The organism is Mycolicibacter virginiensis, from assembly GCF_022374935.2.
Classification (GTDB): Bacteria; Actinomycetota; Actinomycetes; order Mycobacteriales; family Mycobacteriaceae; genus Mycobacterium; species Mycobacterium virginiense.
The window spans coordinates 3,263,413-3,289,638 of the sequence record NZ_CP092430.2 but is presented as its reverse complement, the minus strand read 5'-3'; the positions used below and the strand labels follow the sequence as shown (position 1 = coordinate 3,289,638).

Annotated in this window: 24 protein-coding genes; 15 read left to right on the top strand and 9 right to left on the bottom strand. The window is 66.8% G+C overall.

Going from position 1 to position 26,226, the window contains the following annotated elements:
• Positions 1 to 4: 4 nt before the first annotated feature.
• Both MJO54_RS15955 and MJO54_RS15950 read right to left on the bottom strand, forming a co-directional pair.
• Positions 5 to 706: a nitroreductase family protein gene (locus MJO54_RS15955; protein WP_046284951.1), complete on the bottom strand. Its 702-nt coding sequence runs from the start codon at positions 704 to 706 to the stop codon at positions 5 to 7.
• Positions 707 to 723: 17 nt separating this feature from the next.
• Positions 724 to 1,374, bottom strand: a complete 651-nt coding sequence (locus tag MJO54_RS15950) for an HD domain-containing protein (protein ID WP_240175166.1) — start codon at positions 1,372 to 1,374, stop codon at positions 724 to 726.
• A gap of 180 nt (positions 1,375 to 1,554) precedes the next feature.
• Between MJO54_RS15950 and MJO54_RS15945 the strand changes: the two genes are divergently transcribed.
• Positions 1,555 to 2,763 (top strand): MFS transporter, encoded by a 1,209-nt coding sequence (locus MJO54_RS15945; RefSeq protein WP_240175165.1) that lies wholly within the window; start codon positions 1,555 to 1,557, stop codon positions 2,761 to 2,763.
• A 26-nt stretch (positions 2,764 to 2,789) separates the two neighbouring features.
• Entirely contained in the window at positions 2,790 to 3,203 is a 414-nt protein-coding gene (locus MJO54_RS15940; protein WP_065153719.1) for a DoxX family protein, read from the top strand.
• Positions 3,204 to 3,208: 5 nt separating this feature from the next.
• Here the strand turns inward: MJO54_RS15940 and MJO54_RS15935 are convergent, their stop codons facing one another.
• On the bottom strand, positions 3,209 to 3,883 hold the full coding sequence (locus MJO54_RS15935; RefSeq protein WP_240175164.1) for a FadR/GntR family transcriptional regulator: 675 nt from the start codon (positions 3,881 to 3,883) through the stop codon (positions 3,209 to 3,211).
• Positions 3,884 to 3,931: 48 nt separating this feature from the next.
• Here MJO54_RS15935 and MJO54_RS15930 point away from each other — a divergent pair, with 48 nt between their 5' ends.
• Positions 3,932 to 5,185 carry a CynX/NimT family MFS transporter gene (locus MJO54_RS15930; protein ID WP_109469988.1) on the top strand — a complete coding sequence of 418 codons (1,254 nt, stop codon included), beginning with the start codon at positions 3,932 to 3,934 and terminating at the stop codon, positions 5,183 to 5,185.
• Positions 5,186 to 5,209: 24 nt separating this feature from the next.
• On the opposite strand, the gene MJO54_RS15925 is transcribed toward MJO54_RS15930, so the two are convergent.
• The gene (locus MJO54_RS15925) at positions 5,210 to 6,259 is read right to left on the bottom strand and encodes an NAD(P)-dependent alcohol dehydrogenase (RefSeq protein WP_240175163.1); all 1,050 of its coding nucleotides are present in this window, start codon (positions 6,257 to 6,259) and stop codon (positions 5,210 to 5,212) included.
• Positions 6,260 to 6,385: 126 nt separating this feature from the next.
• A complete protein-coding gene (locus MJO54_RS15920) occupies positions 6,386 to 7,471 on the bottom strand; it encodes an iron-siderophore ABC transporter substrate-binding protein (RefSeq protein WP_046284957.1) in 1,086 nt (361 codons plus the stop codon).
• Between the two features lie 138 nt (positions 7,472 to 7,609).
• On the opposite strand from MJO54_RS15920, the gene ctaD reads away from it, so the two are divergent.
• Positions 7,610 to 9,334: an aa3-type cytochrome oxidase subunit I gene (ctaD, locus tag MJO54_RS15915; RefSeq protein ID WP_046284965.1), complete on the top strand. Its 1,725-nt coding sequence runs from the start codon at positions 7,610 to 7,612 to the stop codon at positions 9,332 to 9,334.
• Positions 9,335 to 9,386: 52 nt separating this feature from the next.
• Positions 9,387 to 10,619, top strand: coding sequence for a phosphoserine phosphatase SerB (gene serB / locus MJO54_RS15910; protein ID WP_240175162.1), 1,233 nt, complete (start codon positions 9,387 to 9,389; stop codon positions 10,617 to 10,619).
• A 59-nt stretch (positions 10,620 to 10,678) separates the two neighbouring features.
• Here the strand turns inward: serB and MJO54_RS15905 are convergent, their stop codons facing one another.
• A complete protein-coding gene (locus MJO54_RS15905; RefSeq protein ID WP_052741227.1) occupies positions 10,679 to 12,073 on the bottom strand; it encodes a PE-PPE domain-containing protein in 1,395 nt (464 codons plus the stop codon).
• A 145-nt stretch (positions 12,074 to 12,218) separates the two neighbouring features.
• Here MJO54_RS15905 and MJO54_RS15900 point away from each other — a divergent pair, with 145 nt between their 5' ends.
• The 8 genes from MJO54_RS15900 to MJO54_RS15865 all read left to right on the top strand — a co-directional run bounded on the left by MJO54_RS15900 (position 12,219) and on the right by MJO54_RS15865 (position 20,701).
• Positions 12,219 to 13,091: an ABC transporter ATP-binding protein gene (locus MJO54_RS15900; RefSeq protein WP_396873704.1), complete on the top strand. Its 873-nt coding sequence runs from the start codon at positions 12,219 to 12,221 to the stop codon at positions 13,089 to 13,091.
• Complete coding sequence (locus tag MJO54_RS15895) at positions 13,088 to 13,906, top strand: NUDIX hydrolase (protein ID WP_046284960.1); 819 nt, start codon at positions 13,088 to 13,090, stop codon at positions 13,904 to 13,906. The genes MJO54_RS15900 and MJO54_RS15895 overlap by 4 nt, the downstream gene beginning before the upstream one ends.
• Positions 13,894 to 14,649, top strand: coding sequence for an enoyl-CoA hydratase (locus tag MJO54_RS15890; protein ID WP_240175161.1), 756 nt, complete (start codon positions 13,894 to 13,896; stop codon positions 14,647 to 14,649). Before MJO54_RS15895 ends, MJO54_RS15890 begins: the two co-directional genes overlap by 13 nt.
• A gap of 109 nt (positions 14,650 to 14,758) precedes the next feature.
• Positions 14,759 to 15,787: a histidine phosphatase family protein gene (locus MJO54_RS15885; protein ID WP_064889069.1), complete on the top strand. Its 1,029-nt coding sequence runs from the start codon at positions 14,759 to 14,761 to the stop codon at positions 15,785 to 15,787.
• A 125-nt stretch (positions 15,788 to 15,912) separates the two neighbouring features.
• Entirely contained in the window at positions 15,913 to 17,028 is a 1,116-nt protein-coding gene (locus tag MJO54_RS15880; RefSeq protein ID WP_046284963.1) for a histidine phosphatase family protein, read from the top strand.
• A gap of 188 nt (positions 17,029 to 17,216) precedes the next feature.
• A complete protein-coding gene (locus MJO54_RS15875; RefSeq protein WP_240175160.1) occupies positions 17,217 to 18,251 on the top strand; it encodes a histidine phosphatase family protein in 1,035 nt (344 codons plus the stop codon).
• A gap of 267 nt (positions 18,252 to 18,518) precedes the next feature.
• Entirely contained in the window at positions 18,519 to 19,493 is a 975-nt protein-coding gene (locus MJO54_RS15870; protein ID WP_046285265.1) for a class I SAM-dependent methyltransferase, read from the top strand.
• The gene (locus MJO54_RS15865) at positions 19,490 to 20,701 is read left to right on the top strand and encodes a THUMP-like domain-containing protein (RefSeq protein ID WP_082108327.1); all 1,212 of its coding nucleotides are present in this window, start codon (positions 19,490 to 19,492) and stop codon (positions 20,699 to 20,701) included. The genes MJO54_RS15870 and MJO54_RS15865 overlap by 4 nt, the downstream gene beginning before the upstream one ends.
• A gap of 7 nt (positions 20,702 to 20,708) precedes the next feature.
• On the opposite strand, the gene MJO54_RS15860 is transcribed toward MJO54_RS15865, so the two are convergent.
• The 3 genes from MJO54_RS15860 to MJO54_RS15850 are packed head-to-tail and all read right to left on the bottom strand — an operon-like array spanning position 20,709 to position 23,907.
• The gene (locus tag MJO54_RS15860; protein WP_046285263.1) at positions 20,709 to 20,906 is read right to left on the bottom strand and encodes a ferredoxin; all 198 of its coding nucleotides are present in this window, start codon (positions 20,904 to 20,906) and stop codon (positions 20,709 to 20,711) included.
• Between the two features lie 4 nt (positions 20,907 to 20,910).
• Positions 20,911 to 22,128 (bottom strand): cytochrome P450, encoded by a 1,218-nt coding sequence (locus MJO54_RS15855; protein WP_046285262.1) that lies wholly within the window; start codon positions 22,126 to 22,128, stop codon positions 20,911 to 20,913.
• Between the two features lie 39 nt (positions 22,129 to 22,167).
• Positions 22,168 to 23,907, bottom strand: a complete 1,740-nt coding sequence (locus MJO54_RS15850) for a hypothetical protein (RefSeq protein WP_240175159.1) — start codon at positions 23,905 to 23,907, stop codon at positions 22,168 to 22,170.
• A 601-nt stretch (positions 23,908 to 24,508) separates the two neighbouring features.
• Between MJO54_RS15850 and MJO54_RS15845 the strand changes: the two genes are divergently transcribed.
• Together MJO54_RS15845 and MJO54_RS15840 are read left to right on the top strand one after the other, a co-directional pair.
• The gene (locus MJO54_RS15845) at positions 24,509 to 25,402 is read left to right on the top strand and encodes a helix-turn-helix domain-containing protein (protein WP_046285261.1); all 894 of its coding nucleotides are present in this window, start codon (positions 24,509 to 24,511) and stop codon (positions 25,400 to 25,402) included.
• 104 nt (positions 25,403 to 25,506) lie between these two features.
• Positions 25,507 to 26,205, top strand: a complete 699-nt coding sequence (locus MJO54_RS15840) for an esterase (protein ID WP_046285260.1) — start codon at positions 25,507 to 25,509, stop codon at positions 26,203 to 26,205.
• Positions 26,206 to 26,226 lie beyond the last annotated feature (21 nt).

The window sequence follows — 26,226 nt, the reverse complement described above, 5'->3', positions numbered from 1 at the left end:
CTTCTCAGCCTGCCGTGGCCAGGTCGGGCGTCACGTGGTCGTGCGGCCACAGCGGTTGCGGGACTTCGACGCCGAACGGTGCACCCCAGCGGTTTCGTGATGAAACCTCCTGCACGGGGCGCCGATTGGCGGCGATACCCCACTTTCCTCGTGGATACCCGAGTGCGAGCATCGCCGACATCGTCCAGCCTTCCGCGACGGGCACGCCCAGCAACTCGTTGACACGGTCCTCGAAATTGCGGAGCACCATCGTCATGACGCCGCCAATACCCTCAGCGCGGGCGGCAAGCAGTGCGCTCCAGATCGCCGGATAGATGTTGGCCCCGCCGAGGTCGTCGATGGCGAAGACGAACAGCAGCAGCGGGACGTCCTCGAAATGGTCGGCCAGGTAATCTCCGGAGCCCTTCATGCGGCGCATCGTCTCGACATGTTGGGTCGGATCCGCGCCGGGAGCCGGGACGGCCATCGGCCCCGTGCCCGTCGCGAACTTCTCGTACTCGACGGCGCGGCCTTGGCGGAACAACTGGGCCAGCTCGTGTTTGAGTTCTGGATCATCGACGGCGAGAAAATGCCAGCGTTGGGTGTTGCCCCCGTTAGGGGCGCGCACCGCCGCATCCAAGATGCGGGCCTGGGTGTCCAGCGGAATCGGGTCGGGCCGCAGCCGCCGCATCATCCTGGTGGTGTACAGCGCTTCGTGGATCTCCATGTGCCTGCTCCTTTCCGCTACTCGGGCCATGGGCTGTTGAGAATGCTGTCGACGAGGTTGCCGCGCCGGAACGTGGGATCGAAGTGGGCCAGCACGTCATCGTTCATCGTCCCGAACGTGGTGTCCGGGCGATGCTTCATACCGTTGTTGAAGGCCGCCAGAATGCGGTTCTTGAAGTCGGGCCGCGGATGGGCGGTGACCACCGCGGCAATGTCTGCCGCATCCAGATCCGCGCGGCCCACGCCGACCACATCGGTCTTGACACCTGCTGCGAGCAAAGCGGTTTCGGTGTCGAGTCGCCCGGTGATCTCCGGCGTCGTGTGCAGCGCGATGCCGAGCCATACCTTGTCGACGTCGGACTGTGCCACGCCGCGGTCCGTCAGGAACTCGCGTGCGGCGTCGGCGCCGTCGATCTCGAAACGCTGGGTCGACGTGCGGTAACGCGTGGTAAGGCCGAAGTCGTGAAACATCGCCGCCACGTAGAGCAGCTCCAAGTCTGGTTGTAGCCCCGACCGCCGGCCGTGCAGGGCGCCGAACAAGAACACTCGTCGGGAGTGGTGGAAGAGCACGTCGTCCTGGGCGCTGCGGACGAACTCGGTTGCCTCGCGGGCGAGCGCCGTGTCAGGGACGACGACGTCAGCGATGCTCTCCGTACACTGAGTTGCCATGGCCAGTCTCCTTGTTGGTCGGTTGCTGACCAGCTTGCGCCCGCTGCGTTTCGTTGACCCGCGGAGAATGGGCCGTTAAAGCCACAGATTGCGACAGGATCGCAGGTACTGGCGGGAAAGTGGGCTGGCATTTTGAACGAATGACGAGCCGATACCACGTTGGGGTGTTTGCATGATTGCGTGAGGAGCGCTGATCGACCCAGTTGCGGCGCCGGCCCGGGCGTCAACCTGTTCCTGGCCACCTGGGTCTCGGTTATCTGCTTTTGGGCGTGGACCTTGATCGGTCCGCTGTCGACGCGGTACGCCAGCCAGTTGTCGCTCAGCTCCAACCGTGAGGCGCTGCTGGTGGCCACTCCGATCCTGGTCGGAGCGCTGGGCCGGATCGCCACCGGATTGATGACCGACCGCTTCGGCGGCCGCACCATGTTCATCGGAGTCTCGCTGGCCTCGATTCTCCCGGTGCTGGCGGTCGGGTATGCGGCAAAGATCGGTTCCTATCCGCTGATGCTGGTGGCGGGGTTCTTCCTCGGCGTGGCCGGCACCGTCTTTGCGATCGGAATCCCGTTCGCCAACAACTGGTTCGCGCCGCGGCGCCGCGGCTTCGCCACCGGAGTCTTTGGCATGGGCATGGTCGGTACCGCGGTCTCGGCGTTCTTCACGCCGCGGTTCGTGAAGTGGTTTGGGCTGTTCACCACCCATCTCATAGTTGCGGTGGCCCTGGCGATTTCAGCGCTGTTGTGTGTGGCGCTGATGCGCAACGGGCCGCGCTTCGTGCCCAACACGGCATCGGTGCTGCCGAAGCTGAAGGCTGCCGCGCGATTGCGGGTGACGTGGGAGATGTCGCTGCTGTACGGACTGGTGTTCGGCGGCTTCGTGGCCTTCTGTAGCTACCTGCCCATCTACATCAAGACGGTCTACGACTTCTCCGCGGTAGGCGCGGGGGAGCGCACCGCGGCGTTCGCCCTGGCGGCGGTGCTGGCCCGGTTGCTCGGCGGGACGCTGGCCGACCACATCGCGCCCAAGTACGTCGTGTTGGCCTCGCTGGCCGGTATCGCGGTGCAGACGCTGATCTCGGTGTTCAAACCGCCCGCCGATATCTGGTCGGGACTGACGTTTCTGCCCCTTGCCGTCGCGCTCGGCATCGGCACCGGCGGGGTGTTCGCCTGGGTCTCCCACCGCGCCCCGGCCGGTTCGGTCGGCTCGGTCACCGGGATCGTCGCCGCCGTCGGCGGGCTGGGTGGCTACTTCCCGCCGCTGGTGATGGGCGCTACCTACGATCCGGTGCGCAACAGCTATGCGGTGGGATTGCTGCTGCTGGTGGCCACCGCGGTGATCCTGTTCGGCTACACCGCGATATTCCTGCGCGCGCAAGAACCGATCGCTTCGTAATCACAGTCGAGTTCAGGGAGTAGATCATGACGACAAATGCCGACCACACCGCTCCGCGACGTTCCCGGGCGTGGATCACCGGAGCCGTGATCACCGCTGTGCTGGGGCTGTTCTTCGCGTTCGATAGCATCCCGAAGATCCTCGGCCTGCCGTTTGCCCGCGAAGCCACCGAAGGGCTCGGCTTTTCGCCCGACAAGACTGCGGTGATCGGCTGGGTGCTCCTGGCATGCCTCGTCGTCTTCCTGATTCCGCGCACCGCCGTGCTGGGTGCGCTGGGTCTGACCGCCTACCTGGGCGGCGCGGTGACGATGAACCTGCATGCCGATAAACCGTTGGCGGGCTTCGTGTTATCCGGGGTGTATGTCGGCTTGCTGGTGTGGATCGGCCTCATCTTGCGGCGACCGGAGCTGCTGCGAGTGTTGGGGCTTCGGCGCGACTGAGCGCCTCAGGGCGGCGGTAGCTGCTCGAGCAGCTCGTCGAGGAATCCGCCCGCCTCACGCCCGGCCGCTTCGACGTCGGCCGCGGCGATGGCCTCCACCAAGCCCCGGTGCCGGATCTGGTCTGCCTGCACCGGTTCTGCGCTTGTCGTGGCGACACTGGCCATGAGCGCTTCGGTGAGCCCGCAGTACAGCTCGGTCAATACCGGATTGTGCGAGCAGCGGACCACCGCGAGATGAAAATCGGTGTCGGCCCGGACGAACTCGTCGTGCCTGCCCTCCCGCTGGTGTCCGTCGCGGCGATCCAACAGGGCGCGCAGCTCGGCCAGATCCTCCGCAGTGCGGGCGGCGGCAGCCAGCCGTGCCCCTTCCACCTCCAGGCAACGTCGCACCTGGAGTACGTCGCGCAGTTGCGGGCCGCACAGTCGGCGTACCGCGCCGGACACTTCGCTGGTGGCGCGCACGTAGGTGCCGTCGCCCTGGCGGACCTCCAGGATGCCGCTGTGGGCCAGCGCCCGGACCGCCTCGCGCACGGTGTTGCGGCCGACGCCAAGCGCGTCGGCGAGCTCAGGCTCGGTGGGGATTCGCGAATCGACCGGCCATTCCCCGCCGGCCACTGAGGCGCGGAGCTGCTCAATCACCTGATCTACCAAGCCAGTGCGGCGGGTGGTGACCAACGGCACAGCATCCTCCCTTCATCCAATCATGGGATGTATGCGATCCTACTTTAGGTGACCCGCACCGCCCGCAACGAAACACTCGGCCAGTACGAGCACGATCTCGAACTGGAACTCGAGGGTGCCGCCGAATTCCGGCCGGCGACGATGGCGGCCGGCGGCGCGCTGCTGACCGTCGCGGTGGTGCTGACCGCACTGAACCTGCGCCCGGCGATCACGAGCGTGGGGCCGCTGCTGCCGGAGATGCGTGGAGCGTTGGGCGCCTCGGACACCTGGGCCGGTGTCCTGACCACGCTGCCCGGTCTGTGCTTCGCTGCCGCCGGGCTGGCTGCCCCATGGTTGTCGCGGCGGATCGGGCTGGGGCGCACGGTGTCGGCGGCGCTGCTGATTCTTGTTGCGGGACTGCTGATCCGGGTCTGCGATGGGTCCTACGTGGTGCTCGGCGGGACACTGGTGGCGACCGCGGGGATCGCTTTGATCAACGTGCTGATCCCGGTGATCATCCGAGGATCTTTCCCGGCGCAGGTCGGGCTGATGACCGGCGTCTACACCGCGGCACTGCAAGGGGGAGGGGCCTTGGGCTCCGCCGTCACCCCGCTGCTCGACGACGCGCTGGGCGGTTGGCGCTCAGCCCTGGGGGCCTGGAGTGCGCTCGCGCTGCTGGCGTTGGCGGCCTGGGTGGTCGGTGCCCGCGGATTCGACCGGCCCGGCACCGCCGCGCCCGCGGCCACGGCGAAGGGCCGGTCGCTGTTGCGCAGCAAGCTGGCTTGGACCGTCACGCTGTTCTTCGGCACCCAGTCCTTCCTCGCTTACGTGGTGATGGGCTGGCTGCCCGAGGTGCTCATCGAGAACGGCACAAGCGAAACGCGCGCGGGCCTACTGCTCGGCCTGATCTCGCTGATCGCCGTGCCCATCAGTCTGATCGTCTCGCCGCTGGCCGCCCGCAGCGACAGCCAAAGCGGATGGATCGTCGGACTGGGAGTGCTCGGCATGGCCGGAATGCTCGGTCTGCTGATCGCGCCCGCGGCCGCACCACTGCTGTGGAGCGTGCTGGTGGGCCTGGGGATGAGCGTGTTCTCGTTGGCGCTCACCGTGATTGCGCTGCGAGCCCGCGACGCACAAGACACGGCGAGCCTGTCGGGGATGGCGCAGGGCTTCGGCTACCTGCTCGCCGGCGTCGGCCCGTTCATGTTCGGTCTGCTGCACCACGTGAGTGGCGGGTGGACGGTGCCGTGGCTGATGATGCTCGCCGTCTACCTGGTGCAGACAGCGGCGGGCGCACTGGCTGGGCGCAACCGCTACGTCTAAGCAGCTCTCGCCGAAAGCGGGGTGCTAGGTCCGCAGCGACTCGGTATCGATGACGAAGCGGTAGCGCACGTCCGAGGCCAGCACGCGTTCGTAAGCGGTGTTGATGTAGTCCGGTTCGATGACCTCGATCTCGGGACGTACGCCGTGCTCAGCGCAGAAGTTCAGCATCTCCTGGGTCTCGGCGATCCCGCCGATCAACGAACCCGTCACGCTGCGCCGCATCCGGACCAGCGGGCTCGGCGGCACCGACAGGGCGTGTTCGGGCATGCCCAACTCGACCAGCGTGCCGTCCAGGGTCAGCAGGTTCAGGTACGAGCCCAGGTCCAGGCTGGCTGAGACGGTGTTCAAGATGACGTCGAACTTGTTGCGCAGATCCTTGAATGTCTGTCGATCGCTGGTCGCGTGGTAGTGCTCGGCCCCCAATCGCAGGCCGTCCTCCATCTTCTTCAACGACTGCGACAGCACTGTCACCTCGGCGCCCATCGCCACCCCCAACTTGACGGCCATGTGTCCCAGGCCTCCGAGGCCAATGACCGCAATCCGCTTGCCGGGACCGACATTCCAGTGGCGCAGCGGCGAATAGGTGGTGACGCCGGCGCAGAGCAGGGGAGCGGCAGCGTCCAGGGGGATCTCGTCGGGGATGCTCAAGACGTAGTTCTCGTCGACGACGATCGCGCCGCTGTAGCCGCCCTGGGTGGGCTGCCCGTCGCGGCCGACGCCGGCATAGGTGCCGACCATGCCGCCGCCGGTGCAGTACTGCTCGAGCCCGGCCTGGCAGTTGGGGCATGCGCGGCAGGAGTCGACGAAGCAACCCACGCCGACACGGTCGCCCACCTTGAACTTCGTCACCTCGGACCCGACAGCGGTGACCACGCCGGCGATCTCGTGGCCGGGTACCAGCGGATACTGCGGAGCGCCCCACTCGGCTTTGACCGTGTGGATGTCGGAATGGCAGATGCCGGCGAAATGAATGTCGAACGCCACGTCGTGCGGACCGGGGTCCCTGCGGGTGATCGTGGTCTTGCTCAGCGGGTCGGTTGCCGACGTGGCGGCATAGGCGAAAACGGTGCTCATAGTGGAGATTCCTCTTCAGATATGCATCGACACGTAAAAACATAGCTTAGCAAAGTTATTTGCTGCGACGCTTATCCCGAGGGCGTGAGATCGGTCACCGCCGCCGTCGGCAGCAGGGACGCCGGATCAGTTGATGGGAGCGTTCACCCAGTGCAGGTCTTCGGCCACGCCGCGCGCGGCGACCGGTCCCTGCCCGGTCTGCCACACCTCGTTGTTGACGACGAAAACCCGGCTGTCGCGGTTGGCCGCAAGCCGTCGCCAGGCGACGCTGTCGAACACCGTGGCAGCCCGCGCCTTCACTGCCGGCGAGGCCAAGGACACGTAGACGATGTCGCCGTCGGCCGCCGAAAAATCCGCCCGGCCGGCCAGATCGGCATCGTTAGCTGGGATCTCGATGTAGGGCCGATCGGTGAACCGCTGCAACGGCGGTCGGTCCACTCCGACGGCCCTGAGCACGCTGGCGGCGAAGCCGGAGGCCCCGTACACGCGCACGCTGTTGTCGGTGAACTCCACCACCGATACCTGGAAGTGGGTGGCGTCGCTGACCTCGCGGGTTTCAGCGGCGTACGCGCTGAACCTCTCGAGCACGTCGTCGGCGGCGCCGGAGCGGGCCGTCGCGGCGCCCACGCCGCGCACGTTGTCCTCCCACGCCGAACCCGGCGCTCCGGTGAACACGGTGGGGGCGATCGCGGCCAGCTCCGCATAGCCGGGTGTCAGGCCCTGTGCGCCCAGGATCAGATCCGGATGCAGCTCGGCGATGGCGCCGGTATCGGGATTGCTGCGCGAGCCCACTGCCGCGACACCGTGCACCACCGAGCCCAGGTACGACGGTTGCTTGTCCGCCCCGTCCGGCAGTGCGGCGCCGACCACGCGGGACTGCAGGCCCAGGGCGCAGAGCGTGTCGAGCTGATCGCCGGAGAGCACCACGATGCGCTCAGCCTGCTCGGGGACTTCGACGCTGGCCGGCTCCACCTCGGCCGCGTTGTGGGCCCAGCGCATGGCGGGGCCGGGATCCGGGTGCGCAGGCTCGGCCGCGCACGACTCGTCGGGACGACGATCATTGCCGAGCACGCCGGCCCCGGCGACCATCGTCGTCGTGGTGGAGATCGAGGTCGGGGCCGTTTCGGCGGTATCGCCCGCGCATCCGGCCGTCGTGAGCAAGGTCACGGCAAGCGCTACTGCGGACGCCGCCCGCCTGTCCACCCTGGTCACGCCGTGACGTTAACACCCACGGTCGAGCACCCCCTGAGGAGACGAATACGACAGTTTGTAGGAGGCCTATACCGAGCGGGCGATGCTCGGGGTTAGGATTCGACCAAGTTTCCCGGGATGCCCATGTTTGGAGGAATCTTGACCGCCGAAGCACCCCCACGCGCAGAACTCGAGGCCAGTCGGCCCTTCCCTGCGTTGATGGGCCCCAAGGGCAGCCTGCTGTACAAGATGATCACCACCACCGATCACAAGCTGATCGGCATCATGTACTGCGTCGCCTGCATGGCCTTCTTCTTCATCGGCGGCCTGCTCGCGCTGCTCATGCGTACCGAGCTGGCGGTGCCGGGCCTGCAGTTCCTGTCCAACGAGCAGTTCAACCAGCTGTTCACCATGCACGGCACGGTGATGCTGCTCTTCTACGCCACCCCGATCGTGTTCGGGTTCTCCAACCTGGTGCTGCCGCTGCAGATCGGCGCCCCGGACGTGGCCTTCCCGCGCCTGAACGCGTTCTCGTTCTGGCTGTTCCTGTTCGGCGCGACCATCGCCCTGGCCGGCTTCATCACCCCCGGTGGCGCCGCCGACTTCGGCTGGACCGCCTACACGCCGCTGAGCGACGCGGTGCACTCTCCGGGCGCCGGCGGCGACCTGTGGATCATGGGCCTGGCCGTCGGTGGTCTGGGCACCATCCTCGGTGCGGTCAACATGATCACCACGGTGGCCTGCATGCGTGCCCCCGGCATGACCATGTTCCGGCTGCCGATCTTCACCTGGAACATCCTGGTCACCTCGATCCTGGTGCTGATCGTCTTCCCGTTGCTGACCGCGGCGCTGTTCGGCTTGGCCGTTGACCGTCACCTCGGCGGGCACGTCTACGACTCCGCCAACGGTGGGGTGCTGTTGTGGCAGCACTTGTTCTGGTTCTTCGGCCACCCCGAGGTGTACATCATCGCGCTGCCGTTCTTCGGCATCGTCAGCGAAGTGTTCCCGGTCTTCTCCCGCAAGCCGATCTTCGGCTACGTCACCCTGGTGTACGCGACGCTGAGCATCGCCGGGCTATCGACCGCGGTTTGGGCGCACCACATGTTCGCCACCGGCGCGGTGCTGCTGCCCTTCTTCTCGCTGCTGACCTTGATGATCGCCATCCCGACCGGTCTGAAGTTCTTCAACTGGATCGGCACCATGTGGCGGGGCCAGCTGACCTTCGAGACGCCGATGCTGTTCGCACTGGGCTTCATCGTCACGTTCATGGCCGGTGGTCTGACTGGCGTCATGCTGGCCAGTCCGCCGCTGGACTTCCACGTCAGCGACAGCTACTTCCTGATCGCGCACTTCCACTACGTGCTGTTCGGCACCATCGTGTTCGCGACGTTCTCCGGGATCTACTTCTGGTTCCCGAAGATGACCGGCCGGCTGCTCGACGAGCGGCTCGGGAAGTTGCACTTCTGGTTGACCTTCATCGGGTTCCACACCACGTTCCTGATCCAGCACTGGCTGGGCAACATGGGTATGCCGCGTCGTTACGCCGACTACCTGCCGACTGACGGCTTCACCGCGTTCAACATAGTGTCGACCGTCGGGGCCTTCATCCTGGGCTCGTCGATGATCGCCTTCACCTGGAACGTCTTCAAGAGCTGGCGTTACGGCGAGGTTGTCACGGTCGACGACCCGTGGGGCTACGGCAACTCCCTGGAGTGGGCGACCAGTTGCCCGCCGCCGCGGCACAACTTCACCGAGCTGCCCCGGATCCGTTCGGAGCGTCCGGCTTTCGAGCTGCACTACCCGCACATGATCGATCGGCTGCGGGCTGAGGCGCACGTCGGCCGTCACCCCGGTGACGAGCTGTACGAACCCGCAAACGCTTGATGAGCGCGCTGGGGGAGAGGCGGCGCCCGGTCGATCCGGGCGCCCGCCAGGGGTGAGCACGCCCAAGGTGCCGGTGTTGATCACCGTCACCGGTGTCGATCAGCCCGGCGTGACGTCGGCCCTCTTCGAGGTGCTGTCGCGCAACCAGGTGGAGTTGCTCAACGTCGAACAGGTCGTGGTCCGCGGTCGCCTCACCCTGGGCGTGCTGGTGTCGGTCGAGCCGGAGGTGGCTGACGGGCCGGCGTTCGCCGACGAGGTGACCACCGCGATTCGCGGTGTGGGACTTGACGTCACGATCGAACGCAGCGACGACGCGCCGATCATCGCGGCACCCTCCACCCATCGGATCGTGGTCTTGGGCCGCCCGGTGGCTGCCACGGCCCTGGGGGCACTGGCTCACGAGATCGCCGAGATCGACGCCAACATCGACATGATCCGCGGCGTGTCCGACTACCCGGTGACGGGGCTGGAACTGCGGGTCTCGGTGCCGGTCGGTGCCGCGGGCCCGTTGCAGTCCGCGCTGAGCAAAGTCGCGGCCGAGCAACAGGTCGACGTGGCGTTCCAAGATGCCAGCTTGTCGCGCCGGACCAAACGTCTGATCGTGTTCGACGTCGACTCCACCCTGATTCAGGGCGAGGTCATCGAGATGCTGGCCGACCGGGCCGGTGCCGGGGGCGCGGTCGCCGCGATCACCGAGGCCGCGATGCGCGGCGAGCTCGACTTCGCCGAATCCTTGCACCACCGGGTGTCCACCCTCGCCGGCCTGCCCGCCAGTGTCGTCGACGAGGTAGCCGAGCAGATCGAGCTGACTCCCGGTGCCCGCACCACGGTGCGCACGCTGCGCCGCCTCGGTTTCAAATGCGGGGTGGTGTCCGGCGGTTTCCGGCAAGTGATCGAGCCGCTGGCGGCCGAGCTGCAGCTGGACTTCGTGGCGGCCAACGAGCTGGAGATCGTCGACGGAAAACTCACCGGGCGGGTGATCGGTCCGGTGGTCGACCGCGCCGGCAAGGCCGACTCGTTGCGGGAGTTCGCCGCCCAGGCGGGAGTACCGCTGGAGCAGACCGTGGCGGTCGGAGACGGCGCCAATGACATCGACATGCTGTCCACGGCGGGCTTGGGTGTGGCGTTCAATGCCAAACCGGCGCTGCGCGAGGTGGCCGACGCCTCGCTGAGCTACCCGTATCTGGACACGGTGCTGTTTCTGCTCGGGGTAACCCGTGCCGAGATCGAGGCCGCCGATGCACACGACGGCGTACTGCGTCGGGTCGAGATCCCGCCGGCTTAGCGGCGATCGCAGGCGCGGCGGAGCCGGGCGCTGCGGGTCGCCGCCATCGGCTTAGCGCATTACAGCAACGCCCCGATCAAGGCCAACGGCAGCAGCCCGGCGGTGGCGGCGAGCGGTATCCCGATGGCGTCCAGGAAGTCGCCGTCGGCGATCTCGGACATGAAGACGTTGTAGCTGTACTCGGGCAGCGTGAACACCAAGGCGCTGAGCATGTCCAGCGGCGGGTAACCCGTGTGCGGCGGGAACGATCCGAAGAGGTCGTCCCAGGTGGTGGGCACCGTGACCCCGACCGATGTCTCACCGCCTCCCAGGGTGTCGCCGAGGCTCGCCAGCTGTTCGGCCCACTCCGGCAGCGCGTACACGTAGTTGGCCGGATCCATCAAGGTGTTGAAGGCGTCAGTGAGGCCCTTTTGCACTGCCTCGAAGAGAGCTTCCGGAACCTGCTGCAGGACATCGAGGTCCGGCAGGACTCCGATGCCGGTGGGGGTGTCGGCGAAACCGGGGCTCCAGCCGTGCTCGATGTTGCCGTACCCCAGGTTCACCAGCACTCGCAGTGCCGGATCCAGCAGATCAACCAGCGGGTTGCCGATGTAGGGCAGCAGCTGCAGCGGAGCCAGTAGTGGCAACGTGGCGGAGGGGATCATGTAGTAGTCGGTCAGGACGTCGGGGCTCGATGTCGGGAGCAAAACCGCATTCGCGATGTCCTCGGGACTGAGCCCCAGATAGGTCGTGTGCGCGAAGATGATGCCCATCACGGCGTTGATCGTGGACAAGAAGTTGAGCGAATACTGCGGAAAATTGGCGAAACCGTCGTACTCGTTGGTGTAGACGGTGGTGGGGAACAAGTTGGCGGGCGCCGCGCCACTGAATGTCATTCCGACGCTGGGTAATTCCGGGTAGGTACCTGTCGGAAGGTCGAAGCGGGCCAGCATGCCGCCGTTAGGAAGGCTCTCGTTGCCGATCAGCACGAAGTGCACGTAGTCGCTGGGTACGCCCTCGTCGGCGAGCCGCTCCATGATCAGCGACGAGAGCACCGCGCTTTGCGACCACCCGAACACCACGACGGGATTGTCGGCGTCGACCTGACCGCCGGCGATCTGGGCGAGGATCGCGGCCTCCAGGATCCGGGTGCCTTCATCCACCGAACTGTCGAAGGTCCCGGTGAACGCACCGAGGAACGGGTACAGCGTTTCGGGGGTGGTCAGGATCTGAGTGGTGCCGGTGAAGCCGAGGGGCGCCAGGTAGAGCTCGTTGACCAGCTCCGCGTAGCCGGGGCCGGGGGTCGGCATGCCGCTGCCGCCCATGATCAGCGCGGTCCCGCCGCCCAGCGATGCGCCGGCGCCGGTGAGCTGGACCGCCTGGGCCGCGGGCACCGCGGCGCCGGCAGGGGAGGGGCAGGCGATGAGCCCGGCACCGACAAGCCCGACCGCGACAGCACTGGAAATACGGACCATCGAAGCTCCCTGAAATGAACCCTAAGCGTTGATGAGTGTGAACCGTGCAAAACATTACAACAGGGACACGTGGGGTTACCGGTGAGAACACCGATCGAAAATGTGCCCTGGTTGCCGTACCCCGGTCGGTCGTCGCGCAGCCGGGATACGGCACGATAGGGCCGTGCCCGATACCGGACGTTCCGCTCCCGCAACCGGGGCCGATCAGGATCTGTTGATCCACTTCGAGGGTATTTCGCTGTGCCGTGACGGGCGCTCTCTGGTGGGGCCGCTGGACTGGTCGGTCGAACTCGACGAACGCTGGGTGATCATCGGGCCCAACGGTGCGGGCAAGACGTCGTTGTTGCGGATCGCCGCTGCCACCGAACACCCGTCCTCGGGTGTGGCCTACGTGTTGGGCGAACAGCTCGGCCGGGTCGACACCACGGAGCTGCGGGCCCGGGTGGGCCTGAGTTCCTCCTCGCTGGCGCAGCGGATCCCAGGCGGGGAAACGGTCAGCGACCTGGTCATCTCGGCCGGCTACGCGGTCCTGGGACGGTGGCGGGAACGCTACGACGCCGTCGACCACGAGCGGGCGGTCGATCTGTTGGAGAGCCTGGGTGCCGAGCACTTGGCGGATCGCACCTACGGAACGCTGTCCGAAGGTGAGCGCAAGCGGGTGCTGATCGCCCGCGCCCTGATGACCGACCCAGAACTGCTGCTGCTCGACGAGCCAGCGGCCGGCTTGGACCTGGGTGGGCGCGAGGAGCTGGTGGCGCGGCTGGGGGATCTGGCTGCCGACCCGGACGCACCGGCGATCGTGCTGGTCACCCACCACGTTGAGGAGATCCCGGTCGGATTCAGTCACTGCCTGCTGCTGGCCGAGGGCCGCGCGGTGGCGGCCGGCCTGCTCGAGGACGTGCTCACGGCCGAGAACCTGTCGGCCACGTTCGGCCAGTCGATCTCCCTGGATGTCATCGACGGGCGCTACTTCGCGCGCCGGACCCGAAGCCGAGCAGCCCACCGGAGGCGCGCATGAACGAACCCCAGCCACCACCGTTGCCGACGCGACCGGCCGCGACGGTGATGCTGGTACGCGAGGATGCCGCCGGCGGGGCGGGCCTCGACGTGTTTCTGATGCGCCGCCATGCCGCGATGGAGTTCGCCGCCGGAGTGATGGTGTTTCCCGGCGGTGGGGTCGACGACCGTGACCGCAGCACCGAGATCGCCTGGCATGGGCCGGAGCCGACGTGGTGGGCGCAGCGTTTCGGCGTTGACGTCGACCTGGCCGCGGCCCTGGTGTGCGCGGCCGCACGCGAGACCTTCGAGGAATCCGGGGTGCTGTTCGCCGGCCCCGCCGATGATCCGGACCGGGTTGTCTCCGATGCCTCGGTGTACGCCGAATCCCGGCGAGCGCTGAACGCCGGTGAGCTGTCGTTCGCCGACTTTCTGCGCACCGAGAATCTGGTGCTGCACGCCGAGCTGCTGCGGCCCTGGGCGAACTGGGTGACTCCGGAGGCCGAGCGCACCCGCCGCTATGACACCTACTTCTTTGTGGGCGCACTGCCGGTCGGGCAGCGGGCGGACGGCGAGAACACCGAATCCGACCGCGCCGGCTGGCTCACGCCCGAAGCGGCGATCGAAGACTTCGCGGCGGGGAACAGCTTCTTGCTGCCGCCGACCTGGACGCAGCTGGATTCGCTCATCGGGCGCAGCATCGAGGCCGTGATGGCGGTGGAACGGCAGATCGTGGTGGTGCAGCCGGACCTGGCGCGCCGCGGCGACAACTGGGAGATCGAATTCTTCAACTCCGACCGTTACAACGCAGCGCGCGGGAAGCGATGGCCCGGATGAGCGAATTCGTATCGGTGCACACCTCAGCCGAGGAGCCCGGGGTGGCCACCCTGGTGATCTCCCGGGCGCCGACCAATGCCATGACCCGGCAGGTCTACCGGGAGATCGTCGCCGCTGCCGCCGAGGTGTCGGCGCGCGACGACGTCGCATCCGTGGTGTTGTACGGGGGCCACGAGATCTTTTGCGCCGGTGACGATGTGCCCGAACTGCGCACGCTGATCGCGGCCGAGGCGCAGGTCTTTGCCCGTGTGCGCCACGATGCCGTACAGGCGGTGGCGGCAATCGGAAAGCCGACGGTGGCTGCGATCACCGGATACGCGCTGGGCAGTGGCCTGGCGCTGGCGCTGGCCGCGGACTGGCGAATCAGCGGCGACAACGTCAAGTTCGGAGCGACCGAGATTCTGGCCGGTCTGGCTCCCGATGGTGGCGGACTGGCCCGGCTGGCTCGAACCATCGGAGCCAGCCGCACCAAGGAATTGGCCTACAGCGGCCGGTTCTTCGATACCGAGGAGGCGCTGGCCCTCGGGCTGGTCGACGACATGGTCGCACCCGACGGCGTCTACGAGGCCGCGATCGGCTGGGCTCGCCGTTTCGTTGATACCCCGGCGCAGGCGCTGGCTGCGGCCAAGGCCTCCATCGACTCCATCGAGACCGAGCCTCCGGCAGACCGGGCCGCCGCTGACCAGCGCCGCTACGGTGAGCTGTTCGCGGCCGGCATTGGCCCTGCTGCGCAAGGCTCTTAGGCGTCACGCCGCAGCGGCTTGGGGCAGTGACGGTTTCTTTTCAAGTTTTTATCAGCTAACGTCCAGTCAGCGGCGAGGGCCGCCACGATCCCGGCGTTAGGAACCCACCATGCAGTCAGCTGCCATCCGCCCCTGGACCACTGCGGCCGTCGCGCTGCTGGGCGCGGGCGCCATTGCGGCGGGCCCGGTCGTGGTGCCGCAGGCCGCAGCGGTCACGGCCGACATTCTGTTGGCCGCCCAGGACATCACGCTCGACCTGGTGCGCCACGGCCAGTCGGCGGACAACGCCAACGACATCTTGGGCACCATTCCGCCGGGTGCTCCGCTCACTGAGCTCGGGGAGCAGCAGGCCGCCTACCTTGCCGACCCCAGCAACCCGCTGCACCTTGCCGCCCCCGACTTCTACAGCGGCATTTACGCCTCCGAGTTCCTCCGCTCGCAGGAAACGGCCGGCGGGTGGCTGAGCGCCGCAGGTGCGCCGGACACACCGCTGACGATCCTGGCCGGGCTCAACGAGATCAATGCCGGCTGGTTCGAAGGGCAGGATCTCAACATCCTCACCGAGATCGCCTACGCCCTACCGACATTCATGTGGGCCTTGGGTCAGTACTGGGTGCCGATGCTGGGATCCACCATTGACCCCAACGGGGTGGCCTTCAACGATCGCGTCACCGACGCGATCGCGGCTATCTACAGCAACACCGTCTCCGACCCGGAAAGCTCGCTCAACGACGTGGCGTTCGCGCACGCCGGAACGATCGCGATCTGGACGTTGATGAACGTCAAGAACCCTGACTTCGGGCTGGTCCTCTCCGAATTACTCGACACCCACACCCCACTGGGCAACACCGGCCAGGTGGTCATCGAGGGCAACCCCACCGACGGCTGGACGCTGGTCAGCTGGGCCGGTCACGAGGTGTCGGCGACGCCGGATCTGTTGACCGGGCTGTTCGTCGACTGGCGGGACCTGAACGTCGCGCCGCAGATCGCGACCTGGCACATCCTGGAGGCGCTGCAGGGCGGGGACCAGTCCGAAATCGCTGCCGCCGTGCAGACCGGGTTCGACCAGGTGCTCGGGGCCATCACCGCATTCCCGCAGGCCGTGCTCGACACCATCACCGGCGCGCTGGGCGGCTAGCGCTCAGCGCAGGAATCCAACAAATTCAGCATTGACATAGGTAAATCATCGGGATACTTTCAGCGAAGTATTGCGCTACGCGTCGGAGCGTAACGGAAGCTACGGACTCGCTGAAGGAGAAGGTCATGTACCAAACCCGCCCGTGGATCACCGCCGGAGTCGCGCTCGTCGGCGCCGGCCTCGTGGCTGTCGGCCCGGTGGCTCCGATAGCCGGGTCGCTGCCCGTCGTCAATGTGCCCAACATCCAACTGGCCGCCGCGGACATCGTGCTGGATCTGGTCCGGCACGGGCAGTCGACAGAAAACGTGTCGGACTACGTCGGCACGACCCCCCCGGGCGCCCCGCTCACCGACCTGGGGCAGCAACAGGCCATCGACGTCGGAAACGGCCTCTACAACGGCGGCGACAACAACATCGGCGGGGTGTACGCCTCGGACTTCCTGCGCGCCCAGCAGACGGCGTGGCCGCTGATCCAGTTGCTGACCGGACAGCCTGTCGATCCGGCCAACTTCCCGGACGGGCCGACACCGCTGCTTGCGCCCGACCAGATCCTGTCCGGGCTCGGCGAGATCAACGCCGGGTGGCTGGAAGGGCAGAGCGGCACGCTGCCCGGCCTCCTCTACCTCCTGCCCACCATCGCGTGGATGACCGGGAACTACTGGGTGCCGATGCTCGGCTCGGACATCAACCCCAACGGGATGGCGTTCCAGGACAACTACAGTGGCGCCATTCAGACGATCTACGACGCCAGCACGGCAGACGGCGACAGCACCGGGACCGATGTGGCCTTCTCGCACGGCGCGGCGATCATGGCGTGGACGATGATGAACGTCGACAACCCCGATTGGGGGCTGTTCTTGGAGACGCTGTCCGGCGACCGCGGGCTACCCAACACCGGCCAGGTCGTGGTCGAAGGCAACCCGACCGACGGCTGGACCCTGGTCAGCTGGAACGGCACTGAGGTCGCAGAGAACCCGGGCCTGCTCACCGGGCTGTTCGTCGACTGGCGTGACCTGATCGTCGCCCCGCAGATGGCCGGCTGGCACGTCTGGGAGGCCATCCTCGGTGGCGACCCCTCTGAGATCTTGGCTGCGCTGCAGACCGGCTTCAGCGACGTGTTCTCGGCGCTGGTGGAATTCCCGCAGGCGGTGATCGAGACCATCACCGGTGCGTTCGGCGATGCCGCAGACACCGGCTCGGCCGATGCATGGGGTGACCTGCTGGGGGCTCTGGCGATCTAGGCCGCAGCGGTACTCAAGCCCGGGTGCGGCGCTACCTCGCCGCACCCGGGCTTCGCCGTGTCTGAACGCGAACCTGCGTTTTCCTGAAGGCTGGGTATTGCCCAGCTCTCCCTCTGCTAGATAGGATGTGATGTCGGTCACACGACGTCCTATCTGGGGGGATGGACATGCAGCGAGTCGTCAACCGTATGTGGGCAACCGCCGGCATCACGCTGGTCGGTCTTGGGGCCGCGACCGTCACTCCGGCGGCGCCCGCGCCGTCCGCAGTGTCTGTCGTCGATATCGCGCTCACCGCGGATGCCGAGCAGATCACGCTGGACTTGGTGCGGCACGGGCAATCGAGCGACGACCTGAACAACATCCTCGGCACGCTGCCCCCGGGTGCTCCGCTCACCGAGGCGGGTGTCCAGCAGGCGAACGCCGTCGCCCAGGCCATTCAGCAGGCTTTCCCCAATGGCATCTCCGGGATCTACGCCTCGGAGCTCATCCGGACCCAGGAGACGGCTGACCCGCTAGCGCAGGCGCTGGGAATGGACGTACAGGTACTAGCGGGACTCAATGAGATCCCCGCAGGCATTTTCGAAGGACAGCCCCGCGACCTGCTGACCGAGATCGGCTATTTCGCGCCGATGGCGGCGTGGGTCCTCGGCCTCGTATTGGTGCCGGTCCCCGGCTCCATCAACGGGGTGCAGTTCGATGAGCAGGTCACCGGCGCCATCGACACGATCTACAACGACACTGTCGCAGGTGAGGGCCCGCTGGCTGCTGTGGCGTACTCCAGCGGCGGCCCGAACGCGATCTGGGCGCTGATGAACGTCGAAAACCCTCCCTTCCTGCTACTACTGCAGCAGCTGCTCGAAACGCTCGGTCCGCCACCCAATGCGGGCCAGGCCATCCTCGAGGGCAACCCGACCGACGGCTGGACACTGGTCAGCTGGAACGGGACCGCTGTTCCGCAGACCCCGGATCTGCTTACCGGACTGTTCGTCGACTTCCGCGACCTGATCGTCGCGCCGCAGGTGGCCGCCTGGCACGTTTGGGAGGCCATCCAGGGCGGCGATTCCACCGACATCAGCAGTGCGCTGCAGACCGGCTTCAACGACGTGCTCGCGGCGTTCACCGCGTTCCCGCAGGCCGTGATCGACACCATCACCGGCGCTCTGGGCGACAGCACCGGCGTAGCTGCTGCCTCGGTGGCCGACGGCTTGGCGGGAGCGATCTGAGCCTGGACGGCGGCATTCGTGACCTGTCCCCCGTAAGCGGGGAGTGCCCCATGCGCCCGACTTCGTCGTTCTTGCAGTCACCGCTGTGCTTATGGCGGTGACCTGTCTGCGCCCGACTTCGTCGTTCTTGCAGTCACCGCTGTGCTTATGGCGGTGACCTGTCTGCGCCCGACTTCGTCGTTCTTGCAGTCACCGCTGTGCTTATGGCGGTGACCTGTCTGCGCCCGACTTCGTCGTTCTTGCAGTCACCGCTTAGGCTGACTCACTATGACGAGCACGGACCCGACGCCGAACCCGCACGCCACCGCCGAGCAGGTGGAGGCGGCCCGGCATGACAGCAAGCTCGCTCAGGTGCTCTATCACGACTGGGAGGCCGAGCAGTACGACGAGAAGTGGTCGATCTCCTACGACGAGCGCTGTATCGACTACGCCCGGGGCCGCTTCGATGCGATCGTGCCGGCCTCGGAACGGGCCGGGGACGCGCCGCTGTATGACCGGGCGCTGGAACTGGGCTGCGGTACGGGATTCTTCCTGCTCAACCTGATGCAGTCCGGCGTAGCGCGGCGCGGCTCGGTCACCGACCTGTCGCCCGGCATGGTCAAGGTCGCCACCCGCAACGGTCAGGCCCTCGGCCTGGACGTCGACGGTCGGGTCGCCGACGCCGAGGGCATCCCGTATGAGGACAACACCTTCGATTTGGTGGTCGGCCACGCGGTGCTGCACCACATTCCCGACGTCGAGCTGTCGCTGCGCGAGGTGGTTCGGGTGCTCAAGCCCGGTGGGCGGTTCATCTTCGCCGGCGAGCCCACCACGGTCGGCAACTTCTACGCCCGGCGGTTGGCCGACCTGACCTGGAAGACCACGGTCGCGGCGATGAAGCTGCCGGGAATGGGCTCCTGGCGCCGGCCGCAGGAAGAGCTCGACGAGAACTCGCGCGCCGCTGCCCTCGAGTGGATCGTGGACCTGCACACCTTCGAGCCGCGCGACCTGGAGCGGATGGCGACCAACGCCGGCGCGGTCGACGTGCAGACCGCCAGCGAGGAGTTCACCGCCGCCATGCTGGGTTGGCCGGTCCGCACCTTCGAGTCGACGGTCCCGCCGGGCAAGCTCGGCTGGGGCTGGGCGCGGTTCGCCTTCGGCAGCTGGACGGCCCTGAGCTGGGTGGACGCCAACATCTGGCGCCGGGTGGTGCCCAAGGGCTGGTTCTACAACCTGATGATCACCGGGGTTAAACCGTCCTGACTGCGGGCTTCAGATTTGAAGTCGACGACGTCGGCTATCTGAGTTCGCCGGTCGGGGGAGCCGACCTGGCCGAGGTTGCCGGCTTTGCGCTCACCGACGCCACCCGGATCGCCGACATCGCCGCCCTGCGCGGTCGCTTCGGCGCCCGCACGCCCGCGTTGGTCGAGACCGTTCTGCTGCGCCGGCGTGCCGCCGCCAAACTGGCTGAGCTGCCCGGGACGTCGCGGTGGCTGTTCACCGACGAGGCGCTGCAGCAGGCCAGCGCCGCGCCGGTGGCGCGGCACCGGGCGCAACGCATCGCGGCCGCGGCACCGGGTGCCGTCGTGCACGATGTGACCTGCTCGGTTGGCACCGAGCTGGCAGCGCTGTCCGAGCTGATCGATCGGGTGCTGGGCAGCGACCTCGACCCGGTACGGCTGGCGATGGCGCGCCACAACCTGGGCAACGATGTCGACGGCGTGGTTCGCGCCGATGCTTTGGCGCCGGTCAGCCGCGACACGGTGGTGCTTGCCGACCCCGGCCGGCGCGGCGGCGGGCGGCGTCGTTTCGACCCGGCCGACTACCAGCCCGCCCTGGACCGGCTACTGGAGGTCTACCGCGACCGCGACATGGTGGTAAAGGCCGCTCCCGGAATCGATTTCGAGAAGGTCCGGCAACTGGGATTTGCCGGCGAGATCGAAGTCACCTCGTGGCGTGCCTCGGTGCGGGAAGCCTGCCTGTGGTCACCCGGACTGGCCGGGCCTGGGGTGCGCCGCCGCGCGGTGATCCTCGACCGCGGCGAGCAGATCACCGACGCCGAGCCCGACGACTGCGACGTGCGGCCGGCGGGACGCTGGCTCATCGACCCCGACGGCGCGGTCGTGCGGGCCGGCCTGGTCCGCCAGTACGGCGCCCGGCACGGGCTCTGGCAGCTCGACCGCGACATCGCCTACCTGTCCGGCGACGAATTGCCGGACGGCGTACGCGGATTCGAGGTGCTCGAAACGCTGGCCTACAGCGAAAAGCGGCTGCGTCAGGCGCTGGCGGCACGCGACTGCGGTGCGCTGGAAATCCTGGTGCGGGGCGTGCGCGACGTGCAGGCCGACCCGGACGGTCTGCGCCGCCGGTTGCGGTTGCGCGGGGCGCAGGCCCTGTCGGTGGTGATCACCCGCATCGGGACGGGGACGGCGGCGCGGGCGATTGCGTTCGTCTGCCGTCCGTCGCGCTAAGCCCGCCTCAGTCGTCCTCGACAAGCCGCAACGCAAAGGCCGGGCAGATGGCGACCGCCTGTTGCAGCAACGTGCGGTCGTCGGCGCGAACATTCTCGTCGCGGACGAGGACCACTCCGTCGTCTCCGACTTCGAAGACGTCGGAATGGACCGCCTCGCACAAGCCGTTTCCCATGCATTTGTCACGGTCAGCGATGATCTTCATCGCGTCATGCCTCGGGAACGAACGCCAGGCGATCGGGACGCCGAACATACATGCCCTCGGCGTATTCGATGGCGTCGCAATCGACGTGGAAGTCCGGGCAGCGGGCCAGCAGCTCCTCCAACACCACCCGCGATTGCATCCGCGCCGCGGTGTTGCCGATGCAATGGTGGTTGCCCTGACTGAAGCTCAGGATTCCCTGCGGCTTGCGGTGCACGTCCAGTTGGTCGGCGTCCGGCCCGTATTGGCGCGAGTCGCGATTCGCTGATGCGTACAACAGCAAGGTCTTGCGTCCGGCCGGGATGGTCACACCGTCGATATGGACGTCGCGGGTTGTCAGCCGGGCCAGCCCCTGTACCGGCGACGTCAGGCGGAGGAACTCCTCAACCGCGGCGGTGATGCTGCTCGGGTCGGCGATCAACTGTGACCGCTGATCGCGGTGCTCGGTGAGCAATTGGGCGCTGCCGCCGAGCATTCCGATGATCGTGTCGTTGCCGCCGGCGATCATGGTGAAGGCCCATCCCAAGACCCTCCCCAGGCTGTCGGCGTCGCTGCCAAAGCCGAGAGCGATCAGGTGCGAGACGGTGTCGTCGCCCGGATCTTGCTTGCGTCGTTCGACCAGCTCGGTGAAGTAGCCGAAGAGTTCGACAATCGCATCAACGGCGCCGGCCTGTGTCCCGGTTGCGTTGGCTTCGACGATGTTGTCGGCCCAGTCGTTGAACCGGCTTCGATCCGCCTCCGGCACCCCCAGATAGTGGGCGACCACCATGTTGGCCAACGGCTTGAACAGTTCAGCAACGATGTCACCGCCGCCTTGGGCGCGTAGCCGCTCAATGCGCTCCGCGGCGAATTCGCGCACCGCCGGCTCGATCGTCACGATCTGTCTCGGGGTGAAGCCCTTGTGGACCACCCGGCGGAACTCACTGTGCGCCGGGGGATCGAGCATCACCAGCGGGGCCCTCTCCTCGGCGAGACCCAAGCGCTCCATCTCGCCGTAGTCGATGGTCAGGCCCTGGGCGGAGGAGAAGGTCTCCCAGTCGCGTGCCGCGGCGCTGACGTCGGCATACCGTGACAGCACCCAGTAATCGTTGTGTGGCGAATGCTCCGGTACCACTTGGTGGACCGGGTCATATTCGCGCAGCGCGGCATACATCGGCCAGGGATCGCGCCAGGACTCGCCGCCGCGCGGTATGAAGGTCGCCTGGTCAGGCGCTGTCGTGATCATTCCACTCCCGTCTCGAAGACTCATCAGTGCCGACCGTGGTCAGCTGAACAGCATTGCCAAGTAGGCGCTGGGGTCCAGCGCTGCGCCCAGGTCCAGACCAGCCCAGCTGGACGGATCCAGGAGCGCGCCGAAATCAAAGCCCGAACGGGAAAGCTCCGGCAGGAAGGCCCATTCGAGTGCCGCCAACGGGTTCGCCACGTCGGGCATACCGCCGGTCGCAGTGAAGACCGAGGTGGCCAAGTCGTCGCGGGCATTGAGAATGCCCGAGATGATGCTGGTGTTCGGATCGAACAGCGAGTCGCTGAGGATCGTGCCGAACTGCTGGCCGCCGGCGAACAGCGCCGTCAGCGCCTGCCCCAGATCACCCGACGAGAGCGCGCCCTGAACAGCGTCGGTCGTTTGGTCGAAGTTCTTCTCCAGCAAGGCCTGCGTCAGCTGGATCGGCAACAAGATGTCTTTCATCGCCAGATCCCAGTTGTCCTGTATCGCGGTCATGCTGGCCGAAGGGTCGGTCAGGAAGGACTTGGTCAGGGCGAGCATGTCGGGACTGAGCGCCGGAGTGAACCGCAGCCACATCGGCGTCTCGGGCTGCTCGCCGAAGACTGCGGTGTAATTGTCGGTGCCCATGGCGTTTTCGATGTCGTGCAGCCACAACTGTTGCGTCACCCAGCCCGGCTGTCCGTCCACTCGGGCGTTGTCCAACGCGTAGTTGTAGGACAGCACCCGGGCGGTCATATCGGCGGCGTATTGCGCAGGGCTGACGGCCGGCGTATCGGCCGGCAGGTACTTCGCCACCTCGTCGACCGGCACCACCTGGGTCTCCACCGGCAGCGGAACCGGAGGCCGGTCGGCGAGCGGAATGTTCTGGTAGCGCATGTAGATCTCACCGCTGGTGACTCCGCCGCTGTCCAGCCAGTTCGCCACCCCGGGGTTCGTGGCGCTGACGACGTAGTAGGTGTAGCCGTCGCCGGAGAGGAACGATTGGGTGCCGTTGAGGCTGGTCTGCGCCAACGTGGCGGGCAGATTTGTGGCGTAGACGTTCATCAGCTCGATTCCGTTCATTCCGGCGGAATCGATCTGGGGAATCTTGACGATCAGCGCTTCGCCGGGCTGCAGGTCGAAATGGCCCGACGAGACGGCGGCACTCGGCAGGGCGACGCCGTAACCGCTTTGCGATTCCAGGTCGCTCATCGTGTTAGGCGGCTGCAAGATTCCGGCGGCACCGGCGAGCTGCATATTCAACTGATTGAACGGGATCACGCCCGGAGCCACCCTGTTCAGGAGCTGACTGATGATGTCGCCGGACAACCCTGTGTCGGTGATACCGGCCGGGATCGGTGCGCAGTCGCTCACGCAGTCGATGCGAAAGCTGCTGCCGCCCGATGCCCACTGGCTCAGCATGTCTCGGATCAACAGTGAGTTGATGTCGCTGCTGTCGATGAAGTTGACTGCGCCGTCCGGCCTTTCGGGTCCGATGAAGACGGTGAAAGTCCCGTCGGGATTGACCGTCAAGCCGCTTCCGAGCTCCAGGGCGCCGCCGCCTTCAGCCGAGGATCCCCCGACTGTGATCGGCATCAGCGCCATGCCGCCGGTGCCCTTGCCGACCGTGCCGGTGAGTTCGTAGGTCGCGTTCGGGTCGAAGCCCTGAGCGGTGCGGTAGTAGATGTCGGGCGTATAGAACTGGAAGTACGGGCGGTAAGCAGCGGAATCTCCGGCGGTCACCTCGGGGACCTGGACGAAGACCTGGCCATGGGTGAGTTGCGACAGGCCCGAGGACATGAGCATGGAAGTTGGTGGCCTGCAGACTCGCCAGCAGCATGGCGTTGCTGTCCGGGGTGGCGAAGGGCAACGCTTCGAATCCCTGCTGCGCCAGCTGCATGTTGGCCAGGATCTGATCGATCACCGGTTGCAACGAACTGTCCGCCGAAACCAACGCGACGGGCAGCGCCGCCACCGGGGCGGCCTGCTGCGCGGTGACTCCCAGCACCAGGGCCCCGGTCAGCGCCGTCGTCGCCAGCTGTGCCGCCCGGACAACGCGGGCCGGTGCGGCACGTCTCGCACCCCGTCGTTGCGCGCTGCCAGCTATTGGCCTTCCGATTGCCGACTTAAACCCAACCGGTCGACCAGCCGTCGTCGTCGTGCTCATGGGGCTCCCTCTACCTCGTAAGAGTGACAAATAGTTGTCGCTAGGGTGACAAAATATTGATTCGGGACTGTACGCGGGGATGCGCGCTGAAGGCAAGGGTTTGTTCGGACGGAATGTGGAGTGTCAAGGCGATCGGTTCAGGCGGTGCTGTCGGTGGCTCGCGGTGTGCCGCCCCCGTCGGGCGTTCGGGCCTCGTAGGATTCGGTCCTATGTTCTCGGCGGATAAGGAGCGCGATGGCCCAGCCCGATGACGGGCGAGACGAAGTCGAGCGAGTGGGTTCGCCACCGACCGACCGCGTTGTCGCCATCGTGGGATTACTCGCCGACCAGCAACAACCGAGCTCGGTCGCATCGATAGCGTCGCGGTTGGAATTGAACCGCGCGACGGTGACCTCAATCCTGGTGGCGCTGGAGCGGGCGGGATGGGTGCTGCGCCAACCCGACCGGCGGTATCTGCTGGGGCCCGGGCTGATGGGCGTCGCAGACGCGGTTCGCGCGCAGTGGCCGGTGTCCCCGGAACGCACCCACCTGATGGAGCAACTGGCCGAGCGGGCCGGTTGTGGAACGGCGCTTGCGTTGGTGGGCGCCACCGAGATGAGTTTCTTGAGAGTGGTTGGGGGACAGGGCCAGATTCCGGCCGCGGTGGGCGTCGGGGTCCGCCTGCCTCTCGTCGCGCCGGTAGCCGCCGCCGTGATCGCGCACCGCGATGCGCATACTCAGCGGACGTGGCTTGCCACCGCGCAAATGCCCGCGCGTCAACGCTTCAGCGACCTTTTCGAACAGGCACAGCGCAGCGGGGTAGTGGTGTTCGGAATGGGCCAGACCGACCCTGCGGCTCTCGATGTGCTGGCCGAGGTTGCCGGGATGCTCGCCGAACATCCCCGGCGGGCTGCGCTCCGGCAGCGGGTGTTCCAGCTGTTGACCGGATTGGGCGGAACTCCCTATACCGCAGAGGAACTCGCCAGCCCCGACGCCTTATCGGTGAGCTATCTGGCGGCACCGGTCTTTGACAAGGGCGAAGCGGTCTATGAGTTGCAGTTGGGGCCGCTGCAAGCGCAGGTGAGCGCGTCCGAGCGCGACCGCTTCATCAGTGAAATCCGCGCGACGGCAGAACAGCTCAGTTCGTAGCAGGACCGTTTGCCGGTCGTCGCGTTCGGCGGCCCGGTAAGCTGTCGGCTTCGGGCCATTCCTGCTTGCTGCGGCAAGGCGAGACAAAGCGAGACAAACCGACAATGCGCATTCTGGTGGCCGCCCTGGTGGCGGGCGGTGCGGTGGGCAGTTGGCTGGGTATGACGGGTGTGCCCTCGGCGGGCGCGGTGTCGCCCTGTGCCGAACTGGGCGGCACGCTCGAGTCCGGGCAATGCCACGTCCACTCGTCCAATGCCAACTACACCCTGGATATGCGGTTTCCGGTCGACTATCCCGACCAGCAGACCCTGACCGACTACCTGGTGCAGAACCGCGACGGGTTCTTGACCGTGGCCAAATCACCCGGGTCGCGCGACATGCCCTACGAAATGGATGCCACATCTGAGCAGCACCGTTCGGGTCAGGCCCCCAAAGGCACCCAGAGCGTCGTGCTGAAGATCTTCCAAGACCTCGGCGGCCCGCAGCCGTCTACCTGGTATCAGTCGTTCAACTACGACTTGGCGTCGCGCAAGGCGATCACATTCGAGACCCTGTTCGCGCAGGGCAGCAAGCCGCTGGAAGTGATCTTTCCGGTCGTGCAGCGCGACCTCGAGCGTCAGACCGGAGTGCCGGCGATCCTGATCTCGTCGGGTTCGGGGATGGACCCGGCGCACTACCAGAATTTCGCCATCACCAACGACGAGGTGATCTTCTATTTCGCACCCGGCGAGCTGCTGCCGATGAGCTCCGGCGCCACCTCGGTGAAGGTGCCGCGCACGGCACTCCCGCCACTGGCTGTCTAGGCGATCGCGCTGGCGGAGTAG

What these genes read in the sequence shown, in the direction of transcription:
- MJO54_RS15955 (WP_046284951.1), bottom strand. Translation starts at nt 706, where the DNA reads ATGGAGATCCACGAAGCGCTGTACACCACCAGGATGATGCGGCGGCTG.
- MJO54_RS15950 (WP_240175166.1), bottom strand. Translation starts at nt 1,374, where the DNA reads ATGGCAACTCAGTGTACGGAGAGCATCGCTGACGTCGTCGTCCCTGAC.
- MJO54_RS15940 (WP_065153719.1), top strand. Translation starts at nt 2,790, where the DNA reads ATGACGACAAATGCCGACCACACCGCTCCGCGACGTTCCCGGGCGTGG.
- MJO54_RS15925 (WP_240175163.1), bottom strand. Translation starts at nt 6,259, where the DNA reads ATGAGCACCGTTTTCGCCTATGCCGCCACGTCGGCAACCGACCCGCTG.
- MJO54_RS15905 (WP_052741227.1), bottom strand. Translation starts at nt 12,073, where the DNA reads ATGGTCCGTATTTCCAGTGCTGTCGCGGTCGGGCTTGTCGGTGCCGGG.
- MJO54_RS15895 (WP_046284960.1), top strand. Translation starts at nt 13,088, where the DNA reads ATGAACGAACCCCAGCCACCACCGTTGCCGACGCGACCGGCCGCGACG.
- MJO54_RS15890 (WP_240175161.1), top strand. Translation starts at nt 13,894, where the DNA reads ATGGCCCGGATGAGCGAATTCGTATCGGTGCACACCTCAGCCGAGGAG.
- MJO54_RS15885 (WP_064889069.1), top strand. Translation starts at nt 14,759, where the DNA reads ATGCAGTCAGCTGCCATCCGCCCCTGGACCACTGCGGCCGTCGCGCTG.
- MJO54_RS15880 (WP_046284963.1), top strand. Translation starts at nt 15,913, where the DNA reads ATGTACCAAACCCGCCCGTGGATCACCGCCGGAGTCGCGCTCGTCGGC.
- MJO54_RS15875 (WP_240175160.1), top strand. Translation starts at nt 17,217, where the DNA reads ATGTGGGCAACCGCCGGCATCACGCTGGTCGGTCTTGGGGCCGCGACC.
- MJO54_RS15870 (WP_046285265.1), top strand. Translation starts at nt 18,519, where the DNA reads ATGACGAGCACGGACCCGACGCCGAACCCGCACGCCACCGCCGAGCAG.
- MJO54_RS15860 (WP_046285263.1), bottom strand. Translation starts at nt 20,906, where the DNA reads ATGAAGATCATCGCTGACCGTGACAAATGCATGGGAAACGGCTTGTGC.
- MJO54_RS15855 (WP_046285262.1), bottom strand. Translation starts at nt 22,128, where the DNA reads ATGATCACGACAGCGCCTGACCAGGCGACCTTCATACCGCGCGGCGGC.
- MJO54_RS15850 (WP_240175159.1), bottom strand. Translation starts at nt 23,907, where the DNA reads ATGTCCTCGGGCCTGTCGCAACTCACCCATGGCCAGGTCTTCGTCCAG.
- MJO54_RS15845 (WP_046285261.1), top strand. Translation starts at nt 24,509, where the DNA reads ATGGCCCAGCCCGATGACGGGCGAGACGAAGTCGAGCGAGTGGGTTCG.
- MJO54_RS15840 (WP_046285260.1), top strand. Translation starts at nt 25,507, where the DNA reads ATGCGCATTCTGGTGGCCGCCCTGGTGGCGGGCGGTGCGGTGGGCAGT.